The sequence below is a fragment of the Streptomyces sp. cg36 genome, from assembly GCF_041080675.1.
In the GTDB taxonomy this organism is placed as follows: Bacteria; Actinomycetota; Actinomycetes; order Streptomycetales; family Streptomycetaceae; genus Streptomyces.
The window spans coordinates 264445-281182 of the sequence record NZ_CP163520.1 but is presented as its reverse complement, the minus strand read 5'-3'; the positions used below and the strand labels follow the sequence as shown (position 1 = coordinate 281182).

18 protein-coding genes are annotated in these 16738 nt (G+C 70.7%); 8 read left to right on the top strand and 10 right to left on the bottom strand.

The window, feature by feature from the left end; translation table 11 throughout:
* Nucleotides 1-9 precede the first annotated feature (9 nt).
* Nucleotides 10-777: a TetR/AcrR family transcriptional regulator gene (locus AB5J87_RS01295; RefSeq protein WP_369372914.1), complete on the top strand. Its 768-nt coding sequence runs from the start codon at nt 10-12 to the stop codon at nt 775-777.
* A 43-nt stretch (nt 778-820) separates the two neighbouring features.
* Here the strand turns inward: AB5J87_RS01295 and AB5J87_RS01290 are convergent, their stop codons facing one another.
* Nucleotides 821-2344 carry an SDR family oxidoreductase gene (locus tag AB5J87_RS01290; RefSeq protein WP_369372912.1) on the bottom strand — a complete coding sequence of 508 codons (1524 nt, stop codon included), beginning with the start codon at nt 2342-2344 and terminating at the stop codon, nt 821-823.
* Nucleotides 2345-2618: 274 nt separating this feature from the next.
* Between AB5J87_RS01290 and AB5J87_RS01285 the strand changes: the two genes are divergently transcribed.
* A complete protein-coding gene (locus AB5J87_RS01285) occupies nt 2619-3203 on the top strand; it encodes a DUF4383 domain-containing protein (protein ID WP_369372910.1) in 585 nt (194 codons plus the stop codon).
* A gap of 19 nt (nt 3204-3222) precedes the next feature.
* Here the strand turns inward: AB5J87_RS01285 and AB5J87_RS01280 are convergent, their stop codons facing one another.
* Nucleotides 3223-3393 (bottom strand): hypothetical protein, encoded by a 171-nt coding sequence (locus tag AB5J87_RS01280; RefSeq protein WP_369372908.1) that lies wholly within the window; start codon nt 3391-3393, stop codon nt 3223-3225.
* On the opposite strand from AB5J87_RS01280, the gene AB5J87_RS01275 reads away from it, so the two are divergent.
* A complete protein-coding gene (locus tag AB5J87_RS01275) occupies nt 3392-4087 on the top strand; it encodes a class I SAM-dependent methyltransferase (RefSeq protein WP_369372906.1) in 696 nt (231 codons plus the stop codon). The genes AB5J87_RS01280 and AB5J87_RS01275 overlap by 2 nt on opposite strands.
* 46 nt (nt 4088-4133) lie before the next feature.
* Here the strand turns inward: AB5J87_RS01275 and cpt are convergent, their stop codons facing one another.
* Nucleotides 4134-4667: a chloramphenicol phosphotransferase CPT gene (gene cpt / locus AB5J87_RS01270; RefSeq protein ID WP_369372904.1), complete on the bottom strand. Its 534-nt coding sequence runs from the start codon at nt 4665-4667 to the stop codon at nt 4134-4136.
* Between the two features lie 231 nt (nt 4668-4898).
* Between cpt and AB5J87_RS01265 the strand changes: the two genes are divergently transcribed.
* Complete coding sequence (locus tag AB5J87_RS01265; RefSeq protein WP_369383321.1) at nt 4899-6983, top strand: phosphocholine-specific phospholipase C; 2085 nt, start codon at nt 4899-4901, stop codon at nt 6981-6983.
* Nucleotides 6984-7233: 250 nt separating this feature from the next.
* The gene (locus AB5J87_RS01260; RefSeq protein ID WP_369372902.1) at nt 7234-8475 is read left to right on the top strand and encodes a serine hydrolase domain-containing protein; all 1242 of its coding nucleotides are present in this window, start codon (nt 7234-7236) and stop codon (nt 8473-8475) included.
* A 10-nt stretch (nt 8476-8485) separates the two neighbouring features.
* On the opposite strand, the gene AB5J87_RS01255 is transcribed toward AB5J87_RS01260, so the two are convergent.
* Complete coding sequence (locus AB5J87_RS01255) at nt 8486-8893, bottom strand: FKBP-type peptidyl-prolyl cis-trans isomerase (protein WP_369372900.1); 408 nt, start codon at nt 8891-8893, stop codon at nt 8486-8488.
* A 180-nt stretch (nt 8894-9073) separates the two neighbouring features.
* Here AB5J87_RS01255 and AB5J87_RS01250 point away from each other — a divergent pair, with 180 nt between their 5' ends.
* Nucleotides 9074-9562, top strand: coding sequence for a cupin domain-containing protein (locus AB5J87_RS01250; protein ID WP_369372898.1), 489 nt, complete (start codon nt 9074-9076; stop codon nt 9560-9562).
* A gap of 79 nt (nt 9563-9641) precedes the next feature.
* Entirely contained in the window at nt 9642-10001 is a 360-nt protein-coding gene (locus tag AB5J87_RS01245) for a DoxX family protein (RefSeq protein ID WP_369372896.1), read from the top strand.
* Between the two features lie 98 nt (nt 10002-10099).
* On the opposite strand, the gene AB5J87_RS01240 is transcribed toward AB5J87_RS01245, so the two are convergent.
* The gene (locus tag AB5J87_RS01240) at nt 10100-10576 is read right to left on the bottom strand and encodes a DUF6194 family protein (RefSeq protein ID WP_369372894.1); all 477 of its coding nucleotides are present in this window, start codon (nt 10574-10576) and stop codon (nt 10100-10102) included.
* A 63-nt stretch (nt 10577-10639) separates the two neighbouring features.
* Between AB5J87_RS01240 and AB5J87_RS01235 the strand changes: the two genes are divergently transcribed.
* Nucleotides 10640-11365, top strand: coding sequence for a MerR family transcriptional regulator (locus AB5J87_RS01235; protein ID WP_369372892.1), 726 nt, complete (start codon nt 10640-10642; stop codon nt 11363-11365).
* 93 nt (nt 11366-11458) lie between these two features.
* On the opposite strand, the gene AB5J87_RS01230 is transcribed toward AB5J87_RS01235, so the two are convergent.
* The 5 genes from AB5J87_RS01230 to AB5J87_RS01210 all read right to left on the bottom strand — a co-directional run bounded on the left by AB5J87_RS01230 (nt 11459) and on the right by AB5J87_RS01210 (nt 16737).
* Nucleotides 11459-11764: a hypothetical protein gene (locus AB5J87_RS01230; protein WP_369372890.1), complete on the bottom strand. Its 306-nt coding sequence runs from the start codon at nt 11762-11764 to the stop codon at nt 11459-11461.
* 286 nt (nt 11765-12050) lie between these two features.
* Nucleotides 12051-14087, bottom strand: a complete 2037-nt coding sequence (locus AB5J87_RS01225; RefSeq protein WP_369372888.1) for a M6 family metalloprotease domain-containing protein — start codon at nt 14085-14087, stop codon at nt 12051-12053.
* A 310-nt stretch (nt 14088-14397) separates the two neighbouring features.
* The gene (locus tag AB5J87_RS01220) at nt 14398-15111 is read right to left on the bottom strand and encodes a phytanoyl-CoA dioxygenase family protein (protein WP_369372886.1); all 714 of its coding nucleotides are present in this window, start codon (nt 15109-15111) and stop codon (nt 14398-14400) included.
* A 14-nt stretch (nt 15112-15125) separates the two neighbouring features.
* Nucleotides 15126-15932: an ABC transporter permease gene (locus tag AB5J87_RS01215; RefSeq protein ID WP_369372884.1), complete on the bottom strand. Its 807-nt coding sequence runs from the start codon at nt 15930-15932 to the stop codon at nt 15126-15128.
* Complete coding sequence (locus AB5J87_RS01210; protein WP_369372882.1) at nt 15925-16737, bottom strand: ABC transporter permease; 813 nt, start codon at nt 16735-16737, stop codon at nt 15925-15927. Before AB5J87_RS01210 ends, AB5J87_RS01215 begins: the two co-directional genes overlap by 8 nt.
* Nucleotide 16738: the final 1 nt, after the last annotated feature.

The following is a 16738-nucleotide window of genomic DNA, read 5'->3' as shown; positions in this document are numbered from 1 at the left end:
GATGCCTCCGTGGCGACAGAACGAACCAGCGCGGGCGACCCGGCCCGCACCCTGCAATTGCTGTGGCGCGCGACCACGGACAGCGGCCGACGCGGACCGCGACGCGGACTGAGCGTCGACGCGGTGGTGGAGGCGGCGACCGCCATCGCCGACGCCGAGGGCCTGGAGGCGTTGACGATGCGTCGGGTGGCCCAGACGCTCGGAGTGGTGCCGATGACGCTCTACACGTACGTACCCGGCAAGGCCGAGCTCCTCGACCTCATGCTGGATGCCGCCTACGCCGGTATGCCGCGCGCCGACACCGCCGGACAGCCCTGGCGCGACCGCGTCACCGCGATCGCCCGGGAGAACATGACGCTGTTCGAGTCCCACCCGTGGGCCGCTGCCGTCTCCACCGCCCGGCCACCGCTGGGGCCGGGGCAGATGGCCAAGTACGAGCACGAACTGTCCGTGCTCGACGGCCTCGGCCTCGACGACGTCACCATGGACGACTGCCTGAGCCATCTCCTGGCCTTCGTCCAGGCCAGTGCCCGCGCCGTCGCCGATGCCCGCACCACCCGGCACGACAGCTCGATGGACGACCAGCAGTGGTGGGAGGCCAACGCGCCCCTGCTCGCCCGGGTCTTCGACGCGGACGCCTACCCCACGGCCGCCCGGGTCGGGGCGGCGGCCGGCGCGGCGCACGGCAGCGCCTACGACCCCGGCCACGCCTACGCCTTCGGCCTGCGACGCGTCCTCGACGCCCTCGGCACCCTCATCGACCCGCACCACAAGTGAGAGCCCGTTGCGCCTGGCGTCTCACCGGGCGGCGTGAAGCGGGTCAGCCGGTGCCTTGCCGCCGACTCCCCGGAGGCCGGGTGCCCAGGGCCGCACGGGCGATGTTGCGCGCCATGCCCCCGAAGAGGAAGGCGTGGAACGGCGAGATGCTCCACCAGTACAGATGGCCCAGCAGGCCGTGCGGATGGAACAGGGCGCGCTGACGGTACCGGGCGTGTCCGCCCGGCTCCGGGTCGGCGCGCAGCTCCAGCCAGGCGAGACCGGGGAGCCGCATCTCGGCGCGCAGCCGCAGCAGCCGGCCGGGCTCGATCTCCTCCACGCGCCAGAAGTCCAGCGAGTCACCCACCCGCAGCCGCTCGGCGTCCCGGCGTCCACGGCGCAGACCCACGCCGCCCACCAGCCGGTCGAGCCAGCCGCGTACGGCCCAGGCCAGGGGGAAGGAGTACCAGCCGTTCTCGCCGCCGACCCCCTCGATGACCCGCCACAGCGCGGAGGGTGAGGCCTGGACCGCCAGCTGCCGCTTGTCGGTGTACAGGCTGCCGCCCGCCCAGTCCGGGTCGGTGGGCAGTGGATCGCTGGGTGCGCCGGGCAGCGCGGCCGACGACCAGCGGGTGGTGACGTCGGCGTCGCGCACGCGTCGCAGGGCCAGCTCCAGGGCGCGGTGGAAGGGGAGAGGGGTGCCGGGCGGATCGGGCACGTACCGGGCGATGTCGTGCTCGTCGCAGACCACTTCGTGCCGCAGGGACTCGGCCAGCGGCCGGGCCAGCGCACGCGGCACCGGGGTGATCAGGCCGATCCAGTGGCTGGACAGCCGGGGCGTGAGCATGGGGACGCGCACGATGAGCCGTCGCGGCAGCCGCGCGACCTCGGCGTAGCGGCGCATCATCTGCTCGTAGGTCATGACGTCGGGGCCGCCGATGTCGAAGGTGCGGTTCAGGCCCTCGGGCAGGTTGGCGCTTCCGGTCAGGTAGCGCAGGACGTCCCGTACGGCGATGGGCTGGATGCGGGTGCCGACCCAGCTCGGGGTGACCATGACGGGCAGCCGCTCGGTGAGATATCGCAGCATCTCGAAGGAGGCCGACCCCGAGCCGATGACGACGGCCGCCCGCAGCACCGCCGAGGGAACCGGCGACTTGAGGAAGATCTCCCCGACCTCGGCACGTGAGCGCAGATGCGGCGAGAGGTCCTCGGGCCGGACCCCGGCCGGGGTGAGACCGCCCAGGTAGACGATCCGCCGCGTGCCCGCGCCTTCGGCCGCGTCCGCGAACGTCCGCGCGCAGTGGCGGTCCGTGTCCTCGAAGCCGCGCCCGGCCCCCAGGCCGTGTACGAGGTAGTAGGCGACGTCCACGCCCTGGAGCGCCGAGGCCACGGACGCGCCGTCCTTCACGTCGCCCCGCACCACTTCGACGTCCCCGACCCAGGGGTAGTCCCGCAGTTTCTCCGGCGTACGGACCAGACAGCGCACCCGGTGCCCGGCCGCGAGGAGCTCCGGCACAAGCCGCCCCCCGATGTATCCGGTGGCTCCCGTCACCAGACAGATGAGCCCCGCCGTCGGCATGCTTCCCATGAGTGGCTCCCGAACCCGTTCTCAGCCGTCTCTGTGCGGATGTCGCGTACCTCATACTTCGGCCCGGCAGGGGGAAACGGATGCGGACGGCGAGCGCGTGGCGCATGAGCCACTCGACCGGCCGAGGGGGAGGTGTGGCACGCCGGGGACGCGGGGGCTCACGACCGCGGAGGGACGGAGAATTCCTCGCCGGGTGCAACCGGCAGGTCGGCTCGTGGAGAAGTGTCCAGAAACGTGCATCCACCGATGCGCGGCACGAAAGAAGGGTCGCACCGTGAAACTCCACGATGAACTTCCCACCGACCACAAACTCGCGCAGGTCTACCGCTGGGGCGCGGCCTTCTGCGGCCTGGTGCTGCTCACCTTCGGGTGCCTCGGGTTCGCCGACGAGCTGAGCCCCTTCAACACCTCCGGCAGACACCTGCTGGGGATGAGCACCAACGGGGTGCTGAGCCTGCTCTCGGTGATCTTCGGCCTTGCCCTGCTCGGGGGCGCGGTGGTGGGCGGCAACTTCGCCTCCACCCTCAACATGGGCATCGGCGCGCTGTTCCTGCTCAGCGGCTTCGCCCACATCTTCGTTCTCGACAAGCCCGCCAACGTCCTGGACTTCGGGATGACCAACGTGATGTTCAGCTTCGTCATGGGACTGGTCGTCCTCACCTTCGGGATGTACGGGCGGGTATCGAGCCGTCTCCCGCACGACAACCCCTACTGGCGGCGCCGACACCCGCGCCAAGCGGCGCGCGAGTCGGCCGCACGCCGAGCACGGGCGCTCGCCGGTCCGACCCCGCTGATCCACGCCGGGGACAGCGGCACGGCCGTCCCCGGTCGCGGACTCCGGCGACCGGCGGGTCCCTGAAGGGAACGTTGCCCAGGGATCAGTCGCAGACGCCTTCGGCCGTGTTGGGCAGGTCGACGAGGAGGTCGGTGACGAACGCGCAGATGCGGTGGCCGGGGCCGTCGTACCACCAGCCCGACGCGGCGGCCCCCTGATGGCGCCAGACGGTTGTGCCGTCCCTGACGAGACGCTCCTGCGAGGATGCGCCCATGACAGCGGAGACCGCGTATCACGGTGAGATGGGCCGGCAGTTCGCCCTGCAGGCCACGGACAGCCCCTACAACGCGCACACCGACCGGCCGGCCATGCTCAAGCTGGCGGGTGAGGTGAGCGGGCTGCGGGTGTTGGATGTCGGATGCGGTGCCGGGCACTACGCCGCCGAACTGCTGCGGACGGGTGCTCGGCAGGTTGTGGGTGTCGAAGGCAGCGAGGCCCTGTTGGAGGCCGCGCGGGAGCGGCTCGGCCACCGGGCCGTCCTGCATCGGCACGACCTGGAGGAGCCGCTGCCCTTCCTGGCGGACCAGTCGTTCGACCTGGCCGTGATGGCCCTCGTCTATCACCACATCGACGCACGTGCTCAACTGCTCGCCGAACTCCGCCGCGTGCTGCGGCCGGGCGGAACACTCCTGGTCTCCACCACTCATCCCACCGGCGACTGGCAGTACTTCGGCGGTTCCTACTTCACCAGTGAGCGGGTGGAGCTCGCGTTCGGCGACGGCTTCACCCTCAGCTACTGGCGGATGACGCTGGAGCAGTTCCTGGGAGAGCTGCTCGGTGCGGGATTCGTGCTGGAGGAGCTGGTGGAACCACGCGCGACGGAAGCGGCCAGGCTGGTCGATGCCCGTCGCCATGACAAGACCCACCAGCAGCCCCTCTTTCTGGCCGTCAGGCTCCGGCGACCGTGACGTTGCGCGCCTTCCCCGGCGTCCGGACGCACATCCCGGACGTCCGTCAGCCGACGCGTGCGGCGATGGTCCGGGCGCACTCCATCGACTCGGCGCGCGCGGTGTCCACTTCCAGGTCGTAGACCATGTCCCGGTGGACCACATCGGCCTGCGACGCCGCCATGCCGATCAGCCGGTCACCCCGTGCGACCTCACGGTCCGCCGCGACCGCACCGTCGCACCGGACGCCGACCCACAGCACCCGCAGTTCGCCCAGCGCCTCCTGCCATCGCTTCTGCGAGTCCGCTCCGCCGAGGAAGACCTCATCGACGATCACCCGCGCCCCCGCGCGGGCCATCGCGGCGACCCCCTCGATCCATGCCGCTTCCAGCGCGCGGAACTCCGGGCCGACGCTCACCTGACCGTCCGGAGCGAAACCGATCCCCGCATCCGACGCCTGCATGGACGCGGGCATCGCCTGCACCAGCGTGTCGACCCCCAGGGCCAGCCACGGATCGGGAAGGACCGCCTGCAGACACCGGGCGATCCCGGACTTCCCCGCGCTGGAACCACCGTTGAGGACGATCACGTCAGTCTTCATCGCGCCACAGTAGAGGCAGCGCGACAGCACTCGAAACGTATTTTCGTGGACGCCACCCGCCCGCCCATCTTTCTGTCACCCGCGGGTTGGACTTTCGCGGGCGGAGGGTTGGACGTTTACCTGAAGGGCGTGATGAGGTCTTCTGGTGGACACCCCGGGTCGTTAGCGTTCCCTCCTGTACGTATACGCACGGCTCAGGAGGGTCAGTTGGCCACGGACAACGCAGGCGGCATGTCGAGGCGACGGCTGTTCGCACTGGGAGGCGGCGCCCTCGGCGCGGCCACGGCGGGCTCGCTGCTGCCTCCCTCGCTGCAGACAGCGATGGCCTCGGGGCCCCCGGCCGGCGGACTGAGCGCTGTCAAGCACGTCGTGATCCTCATGCAGGAGAACCGGTCCTTCGACCACTACTTCGGCACCCTGCGCGGAGTGCGCGGCTTCAGCGACCGCAATGCCGTGCGACTCCCGGGCGGGAAGCCCGTGTTCGAGCAGCCGGGGCCGCTGGGAACCACCGTCCTGCCCTTCCCCGTGCGCGGCGCCGCCGCGACCCAGAAGAAGGACCTCCAGTACATAGGCGCCCTCGACCATTCCTGGAGCGGCGGCGCCCGAGCCTGGAACGGCGGCTGGATGGACAACTGGGTGTCCGCCAAGACCTCGGCGACCATGGCGTACTACGACCGCCAGGACATCCCGCTGCACTACGAGCTCGCCGACACCTTCACCGTGTGCGACGCCTACCACTCCTCGATCCACAGCTCCACCAGCCCCAACCGCAACCACCTGTGGAGCGGGAAGACCGGGTTCGAGCCGAACGGCCAGCGTGCCGTCGGCAACGACGCCTACGACGAGGGCACCCACCCCGGGTACGACTGGGGCACCTACGCCGAGCGGCTGGAGAAGGCCGGGCGCAGCTGGAAGACGTACACCGAGTGGGAGAACTTCACCGACAACCAGATCGAGTTCTTCACCACGTTCAAGGCCATCGCGCGCAAGGCGCTGGCCAGGACGGGTGGGCACACGTTCATGGAGTCGTTCTACTCCACCGTGCGCGACGCCCCCAACGAGGCCGAGCGCCAGCGGCTCCTCCAACTGCTCGACCAGGGCGTCGCCACCCTCACCCGGGCCGAACGCAGTCTGTTCGAGCGGGGGCTGAGGCGGGTGCCCACCGGCACCCTCGCCGACGCCTTCGGCAAGGACGTCGCCGCCGGCACCCTGCCGGAGGTCTCCTACCTGGTGCCCTCCGCGCTGGACTCCGAGCACCCGAGCGTCTCCTCGCCCGTACACAGCGCCACCATCGTCTACAAGGTGCTCGACGCGCTCGGCAAGCACCCCGACGTGTGGCGGCACACCGTCGTCCTCATCAACTACGACGAGAACGACGGTTTCTTCGACCACGTTCCGCCGCCGGTGGCCCCGGCGGAGGTGACGGACGAGCAGTGGCAGGGCAAGCCGACCGGTCTCGGCGCGCGGGTGCCGATGCTCGTGGTCTCGCCCTGGAGCGTCGGCGGCTACGTCTGCTCCGAAGTCTTCGACCACACCTCCGTCGTCCGCTTCCTGGAGCGCTGGACCGGGGTGCGCGAGCCCAACATCAGTGCCTGGCGGCGCACCGTCGCGGGCGACCTGACCTCGGCGTTCGACTTCAAGCGCGGCAGGACGCGACCGGCCGTGCACCGCCCGGGTCCCATTCCGCCACTGAGCGGCCGCTGGCGGCCCGAGCCGCCCGCGCAGCAGCACATGCCCGTCCAGGAGGAGGGCACCCGGCCCGCCCGGCCGCTGCCGTACCAGCCGGACGCGTACGCCACGGCGGCGGGCGGCGCCCTGAAGGTACAGCTCAGCAACACCGGCCGGGCCAGTGCCCACTTCGCGCTCTACCCGTACGCCAAGGAGTTCGCCGCGCCGCAGCACCAGGACGTGCGGGGCAAGGGCCAGTGGAGCGTGCCGCTGAGCGGCGCCTACCGGTTCACGGTGACCGGGCCGAACGGCTTCCGGCGCGAGTTCGAGGGCGCCGGAAGCGCGGACACCGCCGAGGTGACCAGCTTCCTGGACCACCACGACCGGGACGTCCACCTCACCCTGCGCAACCGTGGACCGCGGCCGGTCACCTTCGTCGTGCGTCCGCTCGGCTACGCCGACGAGGCCGACCTGCGGGACTGGCGGCGTGAGGTGACGGTCAGGCCGGGCCGCAGCCGCACGGTGGTGCACTCGGCCGCCGACGCGCACGGCTGGTACGACCTTGAGGTGACCGTGGACGGCGCGAGCCCGTTCCGCAGGCGCCTGATGGGCCACATCGAGAACGGCCGCCCGAGCGTCTCCGGCTGACCGGCCGGTCCGGGGACCGTGGCGGGCTGCGGCGACCACATCGTCGTAGCAGCCCGCCACGCCCCGGACCGCGCGGAGCAGCGCGGTCCTCGGCAGCCTCCGCGCGACGCCCACGGCACGCCCTCGGCCCCCCGTCGTCAAGGGGCGTAGGTACACCCCCCATTCGGTGGCCAGCCCCGTCCCCACATCCGCCCGGATCCGGTTGGCTGGTGAGCGTCATCGATCAGGCCCAACACCGGGGGATGGAAACATGCGGATCCAGTTGTCCAAGAAGGCCAGGGGCGCCGTGCTGGCGGCGGCGTTGCTCACGACGGGCTCTCCGGCGGCCGTGGCCGCCACCGCCACCACCGGCGACACGGCCGCGAGGCCCTCCTACGACCAGCGGGTACTCCAGCGCGACCTCGCGGCCGTACGCAGGGCCGGTGGCGGTGATGTCAACGTCCTGGCCAGGGTGGACACGGCCCACGGCGCGCCGATGAAGGCGCGCATCGGCACCCGGACGGCGGGAGGCGCGGACCCCATTCCGTGGAACGCGCACTTCCGTGTGGCGAGCACGACGAAGACCTTCATGGCGACCGTGGTCCTCCAGCTCGCGGCGGAGAAGCGGCTGTCGCTCGACGACACCGTGGAGCACTGGCTGCCGGGCGTCGTCGCGGGCAACGGCAATGACGGCAGCCGCATCACCGTGCGCGACCTGCTCCGCCAGACCAGCGGACTGTACGACTACATCGACGACCCGGAGATCCAGGACCAACTGTTCAACCACTTCGACGAGCGCCGCTACGACACCACCCCGGCGGCCGACCTGGTCGCGGTGGCGATGAAGCACCGGCCCACGTTCGTACCCCAGCCGGGCCAGGCCACCCGGTGGGCGTACTCGAACACCAACTACCTGCTGGCCGCGATGGTCGCCGAGAAGGCGGGCGGCGCGAGCTGGGAGAAGCTGGTCGAGCACCGGGTCATCGCGAAGCTGGGACTGCGCCACACCTCCATCCCGGGACTCGACCCCCACCTGCCCGACCCGCACGTGAACGCCTATCTCGCCACCAAGGACGGCACGCGCCTCGACGTCACCGAGCACAGCCTGCAGCACACCGCGGACTCCGCAGTGGTGAGCACCACCGCCGACCTCAACACCTTCTTCCGTGCCCTGGCCGACGGCAGGTTGCTCCCCGCCGAGCAGTGGCGCGAGATGCGGCAGACCGTCCGGCGCACCGACGACCCGGACGACGTGGCGGAAATGCCCGTGGGCACGTACGGCCTCGGGCTGCGCAGGATCCCGCTCTCGTGCGGGGGTTTCTACTACACCCACGAGGGCGACGGGGTGGGCGTCAACACCCGCCCCGCCGTGAGCGCGGACGGCACGCGCGCGGTGACGGTCTCCCTCACCACCACGACGGCGCCGCCGGACCTGGCCGCCGTCAACCGCGCGACGGGCACCCTCGTCGACCACGCCCTGTGCGCCCGCGCCACGAGTTCATCGCGGGGCTGAACCGTCCGGGCTACTGGGCGTTGGCCCAACCGGTCATGGTGGAGTACGAGTTGACCAGGTCGACCACGAAGACCAGGGTGGCGCCGGGCGGGATGAGCGACGAGGGGGACTGGTTGCCGTAACCGAGGCGCGGGGGAATGACGATCTCGCGTCGGCCGCCGACTCTCATGCCTCTGACGCCGCGGTCCCAGCCCTTGATGACTTTCCCGCCGCCGATGGTGAACTTGTACGGCTGCCCCCGGTCCCAGGAGGCGTCGAACTCCTTCCCGGTCGCGAAGGTGACTCCGACGTAGTGGACCTTGACCACCATGCCCGGCTTCGCTTCGGGCCCCTCTCCGACGACCAGGTCCCGGGTGGTGAGCTCGGTGGGGGCGTCGCCCGCGGGTACGTCGACCCTGGGCTTCGTCGGTTCACTCATGGCAGCCTCATCGCTCTCGGTGGGAAGTCCTGGCACTGACCGGCCGGGCACCAGGGTGGGGCCCGGAGACGCTCTCGGCAATTGGTCCAGTTCACGCGGCTTCAGGCTGCAACGATACCCACCGGGTATCGGCATCGCAGGACAGGTCTTGGACGTGGACAAGGCCCCGGCGGTGAACTCATGGGCATGACCGAACACACCCAGCCCAGTGAGCCGCAGGCCGCCCCCGCCGTATCGGTGGTGGGCCCCGGTGAGGGCGAGACCATCGTTCTCGGGCCGACGCGCCTGCGGGTCCTGGAGGACGGCAGCCACACCGGGCACCGCCTCGCCATCGCCGAATCCGTCCTCGCCCCGCACACGCAGGGACCGCCGCAGCACCGCCACGGCCGGCACGACGAAGGCTTCTACGTCCTCGACGGCACCGTCCGCTTCACCGTCGGGGACCAGGACCACGACGTCACCAGGGGCACACTCGTGATCGTCCCGCCCGGCACCCCGCACACCTTCGCCAACGTCACCGACCACCGCGCCGTCATGCTCAGCACCTTCACCCCCGACCTGTACGTGCAGTACTTCCGGGACCTCCAGGGCGTACTCGCCACCGGTCAGCCCCTCACGCCGCAGGCCAACATCGACGCGATGAACCACTACTCGACCGACCCCGCCTGAAGGCCCCGGGCCTACGGCCCCTGCGGCAATTCACGCAATCGAGCGGGCACCGGGCGCCGGTGCCCCAGGAACGGGAACCATGAACATCGCCTACTGGATCGTCGCGGCGTTCCTCGCCCTCTTCTACCTCTACGCGGGCGCGATGAAGGTGATCCGCAGCCGCGATCAACTCCGGCCCATGATGGCCTGGGTCGACCGCGTCCCGCTGCCCGCCGTCAGGGCACTGGGAACGGTCGAACTGCTCGGCGCCACGGGACTGATCCTGCCACCGCTGACCGGCCTCGCCGTCTGGTCGGCGTCGGCAGCGGCCATGGGTTTCGTCGTCCTGCAGATCGGTGCGGTCGTCGTCCACCTGACCGGCGACGACCGCCAGATCACCCTCAACCTCACCCTTCTCGCCACCTCGGCCGTGACGATCTGGCTGGCCACCGGGCTGTGACCAGGCGCAGTGCACGGACCCTGGGCGGGCCTGACGAAGCAGGAGGCAGACGCTGTCAGCGTCCCGTGGACGCGTTCACGGGACGGACTGCGGATCCTTCATCGCGCCGGCGGTTCCGTGCGTCGCGCATGGCGTGCGCGCGCGAGGTGATGGGCCGTACGCAGCAGCTCACGTGTGGCCGCTTCGGTGCGCGGGCCGGGGTTCACGATCGCCAGCCAGCCGGAGGTGCCGTACACGGGGTGCGCGAGCACGGTGTCGGTGGCGCTCGGGTCGACCTCGGCGGGAGCCGCCTCGCGTGGCGCGTGGCCGGTCCACCGGATGAACGCCTCCCTCCCGGCGGCGATGTTCACGCGGAAGGCGTCCGGCCTGTCCAGGCGGGAGGCGTCGTCGCCGGGGTAGTTCTTGGTGACGACGGTCGCGAACGGCTGCGCCGTCGTGGGAACCGTGCCGTCAGGCGCGTAGGAGAAGAACGTGTCGCCCCAGCTGATCTCCGGTGTGCCGTCGCCGGACACGGGACTGATGGTCAGCACGCCGTCGAGGCTTTCCACGAAGCCGATGATTTCGTCGATGGTCATGTGCTTCAGCGTTACATTGAAGTGCTTGTGGAGGCTTCGAGGCGGAGGCAGAGGGATTTTCGGGTGCCAAGTCTCAACTCGGACCGGCTGCGCACCGCTGATGTGGCACGGCGCGTCGGGTACTCCGTTCAACAGGTGCGCAATCTTGAGCGCGACGGTGTGCTGCCGACCGCGACGCGCACGTCCACGGGCTACCGCGTCTATGGAGAGGTGCACCTGCGGTCCGCGCTGGCCTACCGGGCCCTCGCCGCGGGCGTGGGGCCGACGGAGGCCAAGGCGATCGTGCGGGCCTTTCATCAGACCCCCGTCTCACGGGCGCTCGCCCTTCTCGACGCGGCGCACGCCCGCCTCGCCGCAGAGCGCGCGCGGCTGAGGCAGGCCGAGGAAGCCGCCGCCGTGATCTCCGGCGAGCCCATCCAGGAGGTGCGCCCGTCGGATTCCATGGGCGTCTCCGAACTCGCGGCCGCCCTCGGTGTCCGCCCTTCGACCCTGCGGCACTGGCACGCGGAAGCCCTCGTCGTCCCGGACCAGGACGCCGTGCGCGGAACGCGACGCTACACACCGGATCAGGTGCGGGACGCGCGGATCGTTCATCAACTGCGCAAGGCTGGACACCGCATCGCCCCACTGCGCGCGCTCATGCTGGAGTTGCGGCGTACGCGCAGCTCGGAGGATGTCGTCGCGGCACTGTCCGCCAGGGACGCCGCCCTCACGGCTCGGTCCCGAGCCCTCCTCGACGGTGCCACCGCCCTCAGTGCGGTACTCGCCCTGCACGAGCGGTCCGCCTGATCGGGTGGGGGGGCGCGGCCGTCCCCGCACAGCCTGGCCCCTTCCTGGTGACTGCGGGGCCGGGCTCGCGGGGTGTCCGTGGCGGTGGGCGGGTCAGGCGGCGCCGCGTTCGGCGGCGTCGCGACGGGCCGCGCGCCGGCCTGCGTAGCGTTCCTTGCGGTTGCCCAGGCGGGCCGCCTGCTGGCGTTCGGTGACGCAGCCGCGCACCGTGCATCCCGAGCAGCAGGAGTGGCGGAACAGGAGTGCGCCGGGGTGCTCCCAACGGCAGTGGGTGTCCGACGCTTCACGTGCCGGGCGCGGCGGCAGGTCGCAGGGGCCGTCGCGGTGGTCGTGGATCGCGCGCGGGCCGTGCTCCTGGTGGCGTACCCACAGGGGTTTGGTCTTGTCCGTACGGGACATCGTGTTCCTTCCGGAACCGCCGCCCGGGCCCCCGGTCCATCCGGGCGGGCGGCTGGGTTCGCCGCTTCACGGCGACACCTCCTTCTTCATACGCGTTCGTATGCGCGCGGTCAGTCCTACGGCGCCCAGTGCGTTCCCTCACGGACGGTCCGAGGCCGCGGCCCCGGGTGGAGCCGTCGGTTTCGAACAGGCCAGTTTAGAGCAGCGAGGGGCGTGATCCAAACGGTGGGTGGTGCGGGAGGGAGCGTTGCCGACGCTCGCCTCCCGCACATGTGTGGGGCAGAGGTCACCTGACGGGTTTCGGCAGCGCGCAGGTGGCCTGGGCTGTTCTGGTCGGGTCGCTCTCCGAGCGGGCGGTGAGGGTCACGGTGCCCTTGCGTGCGGCGCCCGGTTGGGCGGTGACGGCGACGTCGACGGGGGTGGAGGCCCCGGCGGCCGTGGCGGTGATGCGGTTGGGGAGCCATGTCGACCAGCCGCGAGCGGAGGTGGCGGCCGTCAGCCGGTAGATGTCGGAGGACAGGTGCTGCCGGTTCTCGGGGTCGGGCTGTCCGGTGTTGGTGAGGCCGAAGGTGCACACGGCCCGTCCCGTGGCGGGTGCGCTGGTGACGGAGCCCTTGGTGAGGGCGACCGCGCGGGTCTGCGGCCCGGCGCCGTCCAAGGACTTGATGCCGATGTCGTAGGAGAGCACGCCGGTGGCGTCGCGCCGCATGTTGAGGATGTAGAAGTGCAGGCGGTTGGCCGTGTCGGTGTACTCGTACGAGCTGCCGGAGTCGGCCCCGGCGTGGAAGAGCGCGTCGCTGAGCTGCCGGTAGTCGCCGATCGTGATCTTCTGCGGTGTTCCGTCGGGGCGGATGAAGTCCACCAGGTCGATGTCCTCGGGGTGTGCGTCGACCACCCAGGCGAACGGGGCGTTGTCGGCGTTCTTGGTCTTGGTGAGCAGGGCGCCGTTGTCGGGGGTGAAGGAGTCCATGCCCATGCGGTCGACGACCTCGACGGTGTAGTTGTTGTAGCCGCCGCCGTCGCACAGCGGGTCGGTGGCCCGGTCGCAGGTGGGCGACAGGTCGCGGGCCATGGTGATGTTGACGCCGGTCAGCCCGTTGTCTCCGGGCGGGGCGGAGCGGGCGGTGACGCGGGCGACGACGGGGCCGGAGCCCTTGAGGGCGTCGCGGTCCAGGCGCAGGACGTTGTGCTCGTCGACCATGCCGAGTTTGAGCTTGTCGCGCAGGATGTGCTGGGCGCCCATGGAGCCGCCCGCCGTGGCGGGTATCTGCCAGCGGGTGTGCGGCCCGCCGGGGCCGTTGAACGTACCGCGCGAGAGCATGCCCCAGATGCCGGTGTAGGCGCGGCTGAGCGGGGTGCCGTAGGGGTTGTTGTAGTTGTCGCCGATGCCCAGGATGTGGCTGAGTTCATGGGCGAAGGTGGCCATGCCGGAGCTCTCGGCCTGGGTGGAGGAGCCGTTGGCGGCGTTGGGCCAGATGCGGGCGGCCGACTGCCAGGACGTCCACGGCACATAGCGGGTCCGTGCCGAATTCTGGCCCGAGGCGATGGGGGAGGGAGGTCCATACGCGGCCGGTACGTCCTGGGCGGTGGCGAACTTCATCTGCCCGAACTCCTGCCAGCTGGACGACTCGTCCACTCCGGCGGTGAGGTAGAAGACGAAGTCGAACTGGCCGGCCCGGCCGGCGCCCACGTCGGCGACCCAGGCCCGCTTGCCGTCGGTGCGGATGTCCTTGCCGCAGGTGTCCTTGACGGGGCAGGCGTCCGGGTTCATGCCGGGTTCGATGCCGTACTGGTAGGACTTGCCCGGCATGCGGTAGGCGCCGAAGGCCGTCAGGTCGACGCCGAAGCGCCCGCCGGAATCCTCCATCCAGTACTCGTTGATGGTGTGCCCGTGGTTGAGCGTCCCGGGCTTGTTGAGGAAGTCCTGGTAGAACCTGGTGAGTTGGGCGCGGGGGATGTTGGAGGCGCTGGGCTGCGGATTGCCGAACTTGGCGGTGCCGGCGGGTTTGGTGACGGAGAAGTCCTCGTCGGGGTAGTCCAGCAGGACGAGGGCGCCTTTGAACTTGCGCCGGGTGGGCTGGAGGTCGGGGTCGGCCCAGTTCGTGCCCGGGACGGAACGGTATTCGGCCCAGGTCATGTCGTCGGGGTTGCGCCAGTGCTGGGGATCGAGCGGCCGGACCAAGGGCGCCCCCCAGGGCGCCGCGTCCGGTGTCGCCCTGGCGGGTCCGGCCGCGACGGCGGCGATGACGCCGAGGAGCAGGACGACGATGCCGAGCCGGTGCGGTCGACGGCGCGGGCGCGGGCGCGTGTGCTGTACGAACATGGCTCACCTCTTGCCTGGAGTCGTCAAGGTCACGGATGTGGTGAATGACGGGGCCAGAAGATGGTGCGTGCATGACATACAAATGAACGGGCTGTGATAATGAGCGGGCTGTGATTCCGGATGCTTCTCCGTGCCACGGTAGAGCCGTCAACGGGTGTGACGCCAGAGTGCCTACGGGCCCTGGCCGGAGGGCGTCAGCTTGGCCCGAACGCCACCTGGGGGCGAGTCGTCGGCAGCGGCCGAGATCTTCGCCCGGGGCCGGGAGGCCGCCGGGCGGGGCCGCCCGCCGGGGTTGTGCGCCCCTCTGTCGTCACAGCTCGACGAGGTTACGGCCCCCTCGGCGGAGCGGCAGGTCGCCGAAGGCGGCGTCGTTGGGGGTGAGTTCGGTCGTGCGGGCGCTCTTGTATTCGTTGATCAGGATGGAGCGGTGGCGCGTGGTGAGGTTGGTGCTGGCGCGGTGCAGGGTTAGGCAGTGCAGGAAGAGGACGGAGCCCGGGCGGGCGGGCACCGGGACGGCCTCGTGGTCGGCGGGTGCGTCCCTGTCGTGGCGGTGGCTGCCGGGCCAGACCAGGGTGGCGCCGGACTCGGCGTCCATGTCGTCCAGGTAGAGGAGCGCGGTGACCAGTTCCGGCAGGGTGTGCCGGTCGGTGTCGAGGTCGCGGTGCCAGCCCTCCTCGGCGCGCAGCCCGGAGGGGCGCATACGGGCGAACCCCATGTGGAGGTTGATGTCGGGCCCCAGGAGCTCGCCGACGACGTCGAGGACGCGCCGGTCGTTGACCAGGGCGTACCAGTCGTCCCCGGCGAGAGGGGTGTTGACGACCTTCCACACGGCGTAGGGGTTGTACGGGTCGAGCCGCGGCAAGGGGGTCTCCGACGCGGCGTGGACGTGCAGGCGGGGGTGCCGGTCGGAGGCGGGCGGGTTGATCAGGGCGGAGAGCATGCGCTTGAGCCGCGCCACCTCGTCCTCGGAGAAGAGGTCCAGGACGAGGTATCCGTCGCGTTCGAAGGTCGCGAGGTGGTTCACTTCGGAGCTCCTCATCAGGTGCCGGTGCTGCTGTAGCGGGCGAGCCCGCGGCGCCACAGCAGGACCGCGGGGATCATGAGCAGGGGACCGGCGAGGGGGAACGCCCACACGAGGGGCGAGTGCGTCTTGCCGAGGATGTAGAGGCAGGGGTAGTAGCCGACGAACGCGAAGGGGACGACCGTGGAGAACGCGGTCAGGACCCACTTCGGGTAGAAGCTCATGGGCAGTTGCGCGAAGCTGTCGAGCCGCCAGATCAGCATGGACAGCATGGCGTCGTGGCGCAGCCAGAAGGACAGCGAGGTGACGGCCAGGTGCAGGGCGGCGAAGACGAGCGCGGCGCCCAGGAGGGCCACGGGGATGAACAGCAGGACCTGTGCGCCGAGTTCGGCGCCGCTGACGTGGAGGGCCACTCCCATCGTGGCCAGACCGGCCACGATCTCGATCCAGACGTCCGTGTCCACCTTGGAGAAGAGGATGAGCGTCAGCGGGTCGGCGGGGCGGACGAGGTAGTGGTCGAGTTCGCCGGAGCGCACCATGTCGGGGATGTCCAGGGTGCCGAAGAAGACGGTGTTCCACAGGGCGCGGGCCACGGCGGTGAAGCCGGTGAGCACCGCCCACTGGGCGAGCGACCAGCCGTGGATCATGCCGGTGGTCGACAGCGCCAGCATGAACACGGCGGCGCCGGAGACCGCCTGGACGAGGGCGCCCAGATTGGCGAGCGCCACCTCGCCGGGGTGCACCAGATGGCTGCGGAAGTTCATCCGGGTCGCGAAGAAGGCGACGTCCATCGACTTCCGCCACTCGGCGAGGCGCTCAGCCACCGGCGATCACCAGCTTCCGCAGGCTGCCGCGGGTGCACAGGGCGCTCGCCGCGGTCAGCAGGACGGACCAGACGAGCCCGATGACGATGAGGCGGGTGTCGACGAACGGGTCCTTCACCAGGGTGCCGATGGGGGTGTAGAAGCCGTGCGCGAACGGGGTCCACACCACGGCGTCGCGCAGCGGCGCCGGATAGAGGGAGAGGGGCATCATCGACCCACCGAGCAGGAGCAGCAGGGCCTCGCGCACCTCGTTCAGGCCCTCGACCCGGCGGATGAAGAAGGCCGAAAGTCCGGTCATGTAGCTGAGGTTGAACAGGATGACGAAGGCGATGGCGCTCGTCAGGGCCAGCTGGAGTACGTAGCCGATGCTGATGTCGAAGGGGAGCAGGAGCGCGCCGCCGACGGCTGCCGCGGGCAGTCCCACCAGGGCGGTGATGCCCAGGGAGCGGCCGACCGCGGCCGAGAACCACTGGCTGAGGAAGCCCATGGGAAGGAGCAGTTCGGTGGTGATGCGCCCGTCTCTGATCTTGGTTTCGAGCTGGCGGGCGAGCCCCAGGTTGGGCAGGCACAGCACCCAGATGGTGCCCGCCGCGGCGTAGACCATGGTCTGGCGCAGGCTCAGCCAGCCGGCCGGGGTGTCGTCCCCGGCGCCCGAATACACGGCCGTCCACAGCGCGGCCTGGAGGCCGATCAGGAGCAGGGCGCCGACGCCTTGCGAGAAGGCCCTGGTCCGGTAGTGGAAGGAGAGCCGGATCTGCATACGGGCCACGGCCAGATGGGGGCGCAGGGTGTGGGGCGGATACACC